The 7,612-nt window shown below is 71.8% G+C and carries 6 protein-coding genes; 2 read left to right on the top strand and 4 right to left on the bottom strand.

Features of this window, described 5'->3' with window-relative positions; genetic code table 11:
* Positions 1–52: 52 nt before the first annotated feature.
* Together E0D90_RS00335 and E0D90_RS00330 are read left to right on the top strand one after the other, a co-directional pair.
* Complete coding sequence (locus E0D90_RS00335) at positions 53–1,000, top strand: ABC transporter ATP-binding protein (RefSeq protein WP_130796167.1); 948 nt, start codon at positions 53–55, stop codon at positions 998–1,000.
* Positions 997–2,265, top strand: coding sequence for an ABC transporter ATP-binding protein (locus tag E0D90_RS00330; protein WP_170214900.1), 1,269 nt, complete (start codon positions 997–999; stop codon positions 2,263–2,265). The genes E0D90_RS00335 and E0D90_RS00330 overlap by 4 nt, the downstream gene beginning before the upstream one ends.
* Before the next feature lie 214 nt (positions 2,266–2,479).
* On the opposite strand, the gene E0D90_RS00320 is transcribed toward E0D90_RS00330, so the two are convergent.
* The 4 genes from E0D90_RS00320 to dxr all read right to left on the bottom strand — a co-directional run bounded on the left by E0D90_RS00320 (position 2,480) and on the right by dxr (position 7,418).
* Complete coding sequence (locus tag E0D90_RS00320) at positions 2,480–3,328, bottom strand: GNAT family N-acetyltransferase (protein ID WP_130796155.1); 849 nt, start codon at positions 3,326–3,328, stop codon at positions 2,480–2,482.
* A 236-nt stretch (positions 3,329–3,564) separates the two neighbouring features.
* On the bottom strand, positions 3,565–4,722 hold the full coding sequence (ispG, locus tag E0D90_RS00315) for a flavodoxin-dependent (E)-4-hydroxy-3-methylbut-2-enyl-diphosphate synthase (protein WP_103503972.1): 1,158 nt from the start codon (positions 4,720–4,722) through the stop codon (positions 3,565–3,567).
* An 80-nt stretch (positions 4,723–4,802) separates the two neighbouring features.
* Positions 4,803–6,107 (bottom strand): M50 family metallopeptidase, encoded by a 1,305-nt coding sequence (locus E0D90_RS00310; protein ID WP_103503971.1) that lies wholly within the window; start codon positions 6,105–6,107, stop codon positions 4,803–4,805.
* Positions 6,108–6,116: 9 nt separating this feature from the next.
* The gene (gene dxr, locus E0D90_RS00305; protein WP_130796154.1) at positions 6,117–7,418 is read right to left on the bottom strand and encodes a 1-deoxy-D-xylulose-5-phosphate reductoisomerase; all 1,302 of its coding nucleotides are present in this window, start codon (positions 7,416–7,418) and stop codon (positions 6,117–6,119) included.
* Positions 7,419–7,612 lie beyond the last annotated feature (194 nt).

Below are 7,612 nucleotides of genomic sequence, written 5' to 3'. Positions count from 1 at the left end.
CCCTCCCCCGGCCGACCCCGACGCGCCGCTCCTCGAAGTCGAGAACCTCCAGGTGGAGTTCCGCACCCGTGACGGCGTGGCCAAGGCGGTCAACGGCGTGAGCTTCACGCTGGAGGCGGGCAGCACCCGGGCGATCCTCGGCGAGTCGGGGTCGGGCAAGAGCGTGACCGCGCAGGCGATCATGGGCATCGTCGACAGCCCCCCGGGCTTCGTCAGCGGCGGCGCGGTGCGCTACCGCGGCACCGACGTGCTCACGCTCGGCCGGGAACAGCGCCGTGTCATGCGCGGCACCACCATGGCGATGATCTTCCAGGACGCGCTCTCCGCGCTCAACCCGGTCTTCACGGTCGGCTTCCAGCTCGGCGAGATGTTCCGCGTCCACCGCGGCATGTCACGCAAGGACGCGCGGGCCAAGTCCATCGAGCTGCTGGACATGGTGCGCATCCCGGCCGCCCGGGACCGCGTCGACGACTACCCGCACCAGTTCTCCGGCGGCATGCGGCAGCGCGTCATGATCGCCATGGCGCTGGCGCTGGACCCCGAGATCCTGATCGCGGACGAACCGACCACGGCCCTCGACGTCACGGTCCAGGCGCAGATCATGAAACTGCTCGCCGAACTCCAGGCGGAGCGCTCCATGGGGCTGCTGCTGATCACGCACGACATGGGCGTGGTGGCGGACGTCGCCGACGAGATCTCCGTGATGTACGCGGGCCGCGTGGTGGAACAGGCACCGGTGCACGAGATCTATGCCGCGCCCGCCCACCCGTACACCCGGGCGCTGCTGGAGTCGATCCCGCGGGTCGACCTGCGCGGGCAGGAACTCAGCGTCATCAAGGGCCTGCCGCCGACCCTGACCTCGATGCCCCCGGGCTGTTCGTTCGCGCCCCGCTGCTTCATGGCGCGTGACCGCTGCCGCGAGGAGGCGCCACCGGCGCTCCAGGTCACCGACGAGCGGATCAGCCGCTGCCACTACTGGGAGGAGGTGCACTCCGCATGAGCACGGAACCCACGAACGACGCCACGAACGACGCCACGAAGGACGCCACCGGGCCGAGGGACGGCGCGGAGGGAGCGGACGGAGCGGACGGCCTGGACGGTCCGACGGCGGCGGCAGGCGCGAACCCGGACGGCGCTCCAGCCGGCCCCGACGGCACGGTGGACGGGGCGGTGGACGGGGCCGACGGGGGCGCCGCCACGACGCTGGTCAAGGAACCGCCCCGTGCGGCGTCCGAGGCCACGCCACAGGGTGAGGAACGCGAGAAGGTGCTGGAGGTCCGCGACCTCGTCAAGCACTTCCCGATCACCCAGGGCATCGTGCTGCGCCGGAAGATCGGCGCCGTCCAGGCCGTCGACGGCATCAACCTGGAGCTGCGCCGGGGCGAGACCCTCGGCATCGTCGGCGAGTCCGGCTGCGGCAAGTCGACACTGGCAAAGCTCCTGATCGGCCTGGAGCGGCCCACCTCCGGCACCATCAGAGTGCGCGGCCAGGACCTCACCTCGCTGTCCGGCGGCGACCTGCTCGCGGCACGCCGCAACATCCAGATGGTCTTCCAGGATCCGTACACCTCGCTCAACCCGCGGATGACGGTGGGCGACCTGGTGGGCGAGCCCTTCGAGATCCACACCGGTGTGGTGCCGCGCGCAGGCCGGCGCAAGCGGGTCCAGGAGCTCCTGGACCTGGTCGGCCTGAACCCGGACCACATCAACCGCTACCCGCACCAGTTCTCCGGCGGACAGCGGCAGCGCATCGGCATCGCCAGGGCCCTGGCGCTGGAGCCCGAGGTGCTGCTGTGCGACGAGCCGGTGTCGGCGCTGGACGTGTCGATCCAGGCGCAGGTCATCAACCTGCTGGAGAAGCTCCAGGACGAACTGGGGCTCTCCTACCTGTTCATCGCGCACGACCTGTCCGTGGTCCGCCACATCGCCGACCAGCTGGGCGTGATGTATCTGGGGCGGATGGTCGAGTACGGCAACGCGACGGAGATCTACGACGCGCCCACGCATCCGTACACCCAGGCGCTGCTGTCGGCGGTGCCGGTGCCGGACCCGACACTGCGCGGCCAGCGGGACGAGATCGTGCTGGAGGGCGACGTGCCGTCCCCGGCTAACCCTCCGTCCGGCTGCCGGTTCCGCACCCGCTGCTGGATGGCGCAGGACATCTGCGCCGAGGAGGCCCCGGAGCTGAGGACGCGGGAGGGCTCGCCCCATGCGAGCGCCTGTCACTTCGCCCGGGAACGAGACGTGGTGCACGGAACGGCCTGACCTGCCGGTCCCCTCCGCCACGAAGGCCCCGGTCCGCGCCCCACGCAGCGCGGACCGGGGCCGTTGCCGTGCCGGCGTCGGGCCGGCCGTCCGTCGTCCGTCCGTCCGTCCGTCCGTCGATGTCGGGCCGCCATCGCCCCGCCCAGCGAGACGGGGCCGCGAGGCGGCGGGGCAGGCCGCCTCGGGCGTCATACGCACACAGTGACGAGTCCGTTCAGAACAGGATGCTGCGGAGCGCGCCGACCTCCGCGAACCCCAGCCGCCGGTAGGTCGCGAGCGCGGGAGCGTTGAAGTCGTTGACATAGAGGCTGACGAGCGGCGCGGTCTCCGCCAGCGCGTGACCGATCACCTTCGCCAGCCCGGCCGTGGCCAGCCCGGCTCCACGCCGGTCCGGCGCCGTCCACACCCCCTGGAGCTGACACGCGGCCGGGGTAACGGCACCGATCTCCGCCTTGAAGACCACCCGCCCGTCCTCGACCCGGACGAAGCAGCGTCCCTCCCCCACCGTCTCGGCCACCCGCGACTGGTAGGCGAGCCCGCCGTCCACGGCGGACAGCGGGGACACGCCCACCTCCTCGGTGAACATGGCCACGCAAGCGGGCATCACCAGCTCCATCTCGTTGCGCCGCGCCCGCCGCACCCGCGGGTCGGGGGCGACGCCCATGGGGCGGGTGTCGGTGACCATCAGCGGCTGGCGTTCCCTGATCGTCCGCGCGGGACCCCAGCGGTGCTCCAGATGGGACCAGAGCGCTCCGACCTGGTCGGCGGGGCCGACGATGGAGGAGCATCGGCGCCCCTGCGCCAGCGCGCGTTCGGCGAAGGCGCGGACCGCGGCGGGGCCGGCTCCCACGGGCACCAGGTTGGCGCCGGCGAAGCACAGGGCGTGAAGCTCCCCCCGGTGGTACCAGCCCCACATCTCGCCGCCCAGTCGGCGGGGGTCCAGCCGGGAGTCCAGTACCCGGGCCGTGACGAACGCGTTGGCGACGGGGTCTCGGGAGAGCACGTCGAGCGCGGCGGTCAGCTCACGGGCGTCCAGGAGACGGACGGCGGGGGTCGTCAGCACGGAGAGGCGTTGCCTTGCCAGTCGAGGGAGCGGCGGAGGTAGCGCGACGCGGGAGCGCGGGCGCGGTGCAGGAACTGTACCCGCACCGGGCACCCGCCGCCCGCCCGAAGGGTACGGCCGTCTCCCGGCCGGGAGACGGCCACCGGCGCCCGCACGGCGCGACGCGCGTGGGGCGCGGCCCGGTCGGGGCCGCGCCCCACGGGACGCTCTCTCGGGGGCGTTCGCCCCGGCACGGCTCAGCCGGCGACGGCGACCTGCGGTTCACCGGAGGTCACGCCGTCCTGCTCCATCTGCTCGGCGATCTTCATCGCCTCCTCGATCAGGGTCTCCACGATCTTGGACTCGGGCACCGTCTTGATGACCTCGCCCTTGACGAAGATCTGGCCCTTGCCGTTGCCGGAAGCGACGCCGAGGTCGGCCTCACGGGCCTCGCCGGGGCCGTTGACGACACAGCCCATGACGGCGACCCGCAGCGGGACCTCCATGCCGGTGAGGCCGGCGGTGACCTCCTCGGCGAGCTTGTAGACGTCGACCTGGGCGCGGCCGCAGGAGGGGCAGGAGACGATCTCCAGGCCACGCTCGCGCAGACCGAGGGACTCCAGGATCTGGTTGCCGACCTTGATCTCCTCCACGGGCGGGGCCGAGAGGGAGACCCGGATGGTGTCACCGATGCCCTCGGACAGCAGGGCGCCGAAGGCGACCGCCGACTTGATGGTGCCCTGGAAGGCGGGCCCCGCCTCCGTGACGCCGAGGTGCAGCGGGTAGTCGCACTGAGCGGCGAGCTGGCGGTAGGCGTTCACCATGACCACCGGGTCGTTGTGCTTGACGGAGATCTTGATGTCGCGGAATCCGTGCTCCTCGAACAGCGAGCACTCCCACAGCGCGGACTCGACCAGCGCCTCGGGGGTGGCCTTGCCGTACTTGGCGAGCAGGCGTCGGTCGAGCGATCCCGCGTTGACGCCGATCCGGATCGGGGTGCCGGCCGCCGAGGCCGCCTGCGCGATGTCCTTGACCCGGTCGTCGAACTGCTTGATGTTGCCCGGGTTGACGCGGACAGCCGCGCAGCCGGCGTCGATCGCCGCGAACACGTACTTGGGCTGGAAGTGGATGTCCGCGATCACGGGGATCTGCGACTTCCGGGCGATCACCGGCAGCGCGTCCGCGTCGTCCTGCGTCGGGCACGCCACGCGCACGATCTGGCAGCCGGAGGCCGTCAGCTCGGCGATCTGCTGGAGCGTGGCACCGATGTCGGAGGTGCGCGTCGTCGTCATCGACTGAACGGAGACCGGGGCGTCGCCGCCCACGGCGACGGTGCCGACCTGCAGCTTGCGGCTGACCCTGCGCTCGGCGAGCTTCAGCGGTACGGACGGCATTCCGAGCGAAATGGCTGTCATCGGTCTGTGCAACCCCACGGTATGGCTCTAGTCCCCGGTTCGGCCGGGCTCCGGACAACGAGACTACGGTACTGGCGCGGCTAGCCCGCCAAGCGGACCGGTGTGACGATATCCGCTGCCAGTACGAGCAGCGTGAAACAGATGAACACCGCGGCCACCACATAGGCGACGGGCATCATCCGCGCGACATCGAACGGTCCGGGGTCCGGCCGCTTGAGCAGCTTGGCTCCCTTGCGCCGCGCGGACTCCCAGGCGGCCCCGGCGATGTGACCGCCGTCCAGCGGCAGCAACGGAAGCATGTTGAAAAGGAATAGTGAAAGGTTGAAACCGGCCACCAGGAACAGTGCGGTCGCGACCTGCTGGCTGGCCGGAATGTCCAGGGTGAAGATCTCGCCCCCCACCCGGGCCGCGCCGACCACTCCCATCGGGGAGTCCTGTGCCCGCTCGCCGTTGCCCCACGCCGCGTCCCACAGACCGGGCACCTTCGACGGCACCGCGAGCAGCGCCTCGAAGCCGGTGACCATGATGTCGCCCATCCGGTCGGCCGCCTGCGGGAAGTTCTGCCGGACCACCCCCGAGGCCGGGGAGATCCCCAGGAAGCCGGTGGTGACGTACTCGCCCTCCACCCACTCGCCGCGACCGTCGAGCTTGGCGACCTGGTTCTCGATCAGGTCGACCTCCAGGTCCAGCGTCCGGCCGTCCCGGTCCACCGTGATCTCGGCCGGGCCGACCGTGTTCCGGATGTCCTGCTGCAGCGTGCTCCAGTCGGTGACCTCCTCACCGTTGAAGGCGACGACGGTGTCCCCCGGCCGCATCCCGGCGGCGTTGGCCGGGGCCTGCGGGTCACCGGCGCGGCACTCGTCCCGTTCCTCGCTCTGCGCGACGACGCACTCCTGGACCGTCGCGACCGTGGTCGTGGAGGTCGGGATGCCGAACGCCATCAGGACACCGAGGAAGATCACCACGGCGAGGATCAGGTTCATCGCGGGACCGGCGAACATGACGATGACGCGCTTCCACGGCTTGCGGGTGTAGAAGAGCCGCTTCTCGTCGCCGGGCCGCAGTTCCTCGAAGGCCGCCGCGCGGGCGTCCTCGATCATGCCCCGGAACGGCGAGGTGGAGCGCTGCCGCACGCGGCCGTCGTCCCCCGGCGGGAACATGCCGATCATCCGGATGTACCCGCCCAGCGGGATGGCCTTGATCCCGTACTCGGTCTCCCCCTTGTGACGGGAGAAGAGCGTCGGGCCGAAACCGACCATGTACTGCGGCACCCGGATGCCGAACATCTTCGCCGTGCTGAGATGGCCCAGTTCGTGCCAGGCGATCGAGAACAACAACCCCAGGACGAAGATGACGATCCCGAGGATGAACATCAAGGTGGTCACGGATCTCCCTCAGCCCTGCCGGACGGGGCCGGACGCGCCGCCGGCGTCCGGGACGCGCGCCGCGCCGGACCCACGTGCCGTGCCGGTCAGCTCCCGCGCACGGTGCCGCGCACGGGTCTCCGCCTCAAGGACGTCCGCGACGGTCAGCGAGGTTCCGGCGGAGCCGGCTCCCTGTTCGTCGACGACCTGCGCCACGGTGTCCACGATGCCGGTGAACGGCAGCCGGCCGGCGAGGAAGGCGTCCACGCACTCCTCGTTGGCCGCGTTGTACACCGCGGGGGCGACACCGCCGAGACTACCGACATGGCACGCCAGCGGAACAGCCGGGAAGGCCTCGGTGTCGAGCGGGAAGAACTCCCAGGTGTGCGCGCGGGTCCAGTCGCACGGAGGCGCAGCCGCCGGCACCCGGTGCGGCCAGCCGATACCCAGCGCGATCGGGCCACGCATGTCGGGCGGCCCCGCCTGCGCGAGGGTGGAGCCGTCGACGAACTCGACCATGGAGTGCACGTAGGACTGCGGGTGGACGACGACCTCGATGCGGTCGAACGGGATGGCGTAGAGCAGGTGGGCCTCGATCACCTCGAGTCCCTTGTTGACCAGCGTCGCCGAGTTGACGGTGATCACCGGGCCCATGTTCCAGGTGGGGTGCGCCAGAGCGTCCCGCGGTGTGACCTCGGCCAGCTCGGCCCGGCTCCGGCCTCGGAAGGGACCGCCGCTCGCGGTCACCACCAGGCGCGCGACCTCCGGTCGGGGGCCGCCGAGCAGCGCCTGGAAGAGGGCCGAGTGCTCGGAGTCCACCGGCACGATCTGGCCCGGAGCAGCCAGCGAGGTGACCAGCGGGCCACCGACGATCAGCGACTCCTTGTTGGCGAGCGCGAGCACCCGGCCCGCCTTCAGCGCGGCGATGGTGGGCGCCAGGCCGATCGAGCCGGTGATCCCGTTGAGAACGGTGTGGCAGGGCCCTGACGCCATGTCGGCGGCCGCGTCGGGGCCGGCCAGCACCTCGGGAAGCGGCCGGCCCGGTCCGTAGCGCTCCCGCAGCGCCGCGCGCAGCTCGTCGGCCTTCGTCGCGTCGGCGACCGCGACGGCGCGCACCCGCAACTGGTGCGCCTGGTCCGCGAGCAGGGAGACCCGGCCGCCCGCGGCGGACAGCGCGGTCACCCGGAAACGCTCGGGGTTGCGCAGCACCACGTCCACGGCCTGGGTTCCGATGGAACCGGTGGAGCCCAGGATGACGATCTCCCTGGGGCCGTCAGGAGCTGTGGCGAAGAGCGTGTGCGGGTCCGCGACGGGCGCGGCTGTGGCTGTCATGCCCCCATTGTGTCGGGACCCGTGACCGAGCGTGGCCCGACCCCCGAAGCCGGGTCGGGCGGCGGGCACGGGGCGGGACCGCCCGCCCCGCCACGGGCGGAGCGGGCGGGCATGGCGCGCGCGTCATGGCCCCGCCCCATGCGGAGCCACGGGGCGGGGCCTTCGGGACCACTCGGGGCCGCTCGGGACCGATC

Source organism: Streptomyces otsuchiensis (assembly GCF_004305975.1).
GTDB lineage: Bacteria > Actinomycetota > Actinomycetes > Streptomycetales > Streptomycetaceae > Streptomyces > Streptomyces otsuchiensis.
Note: the sequence above shows the minus strand (reverse complement) of the source record. Positions and strands in the feature narration are given on the sequence as shown.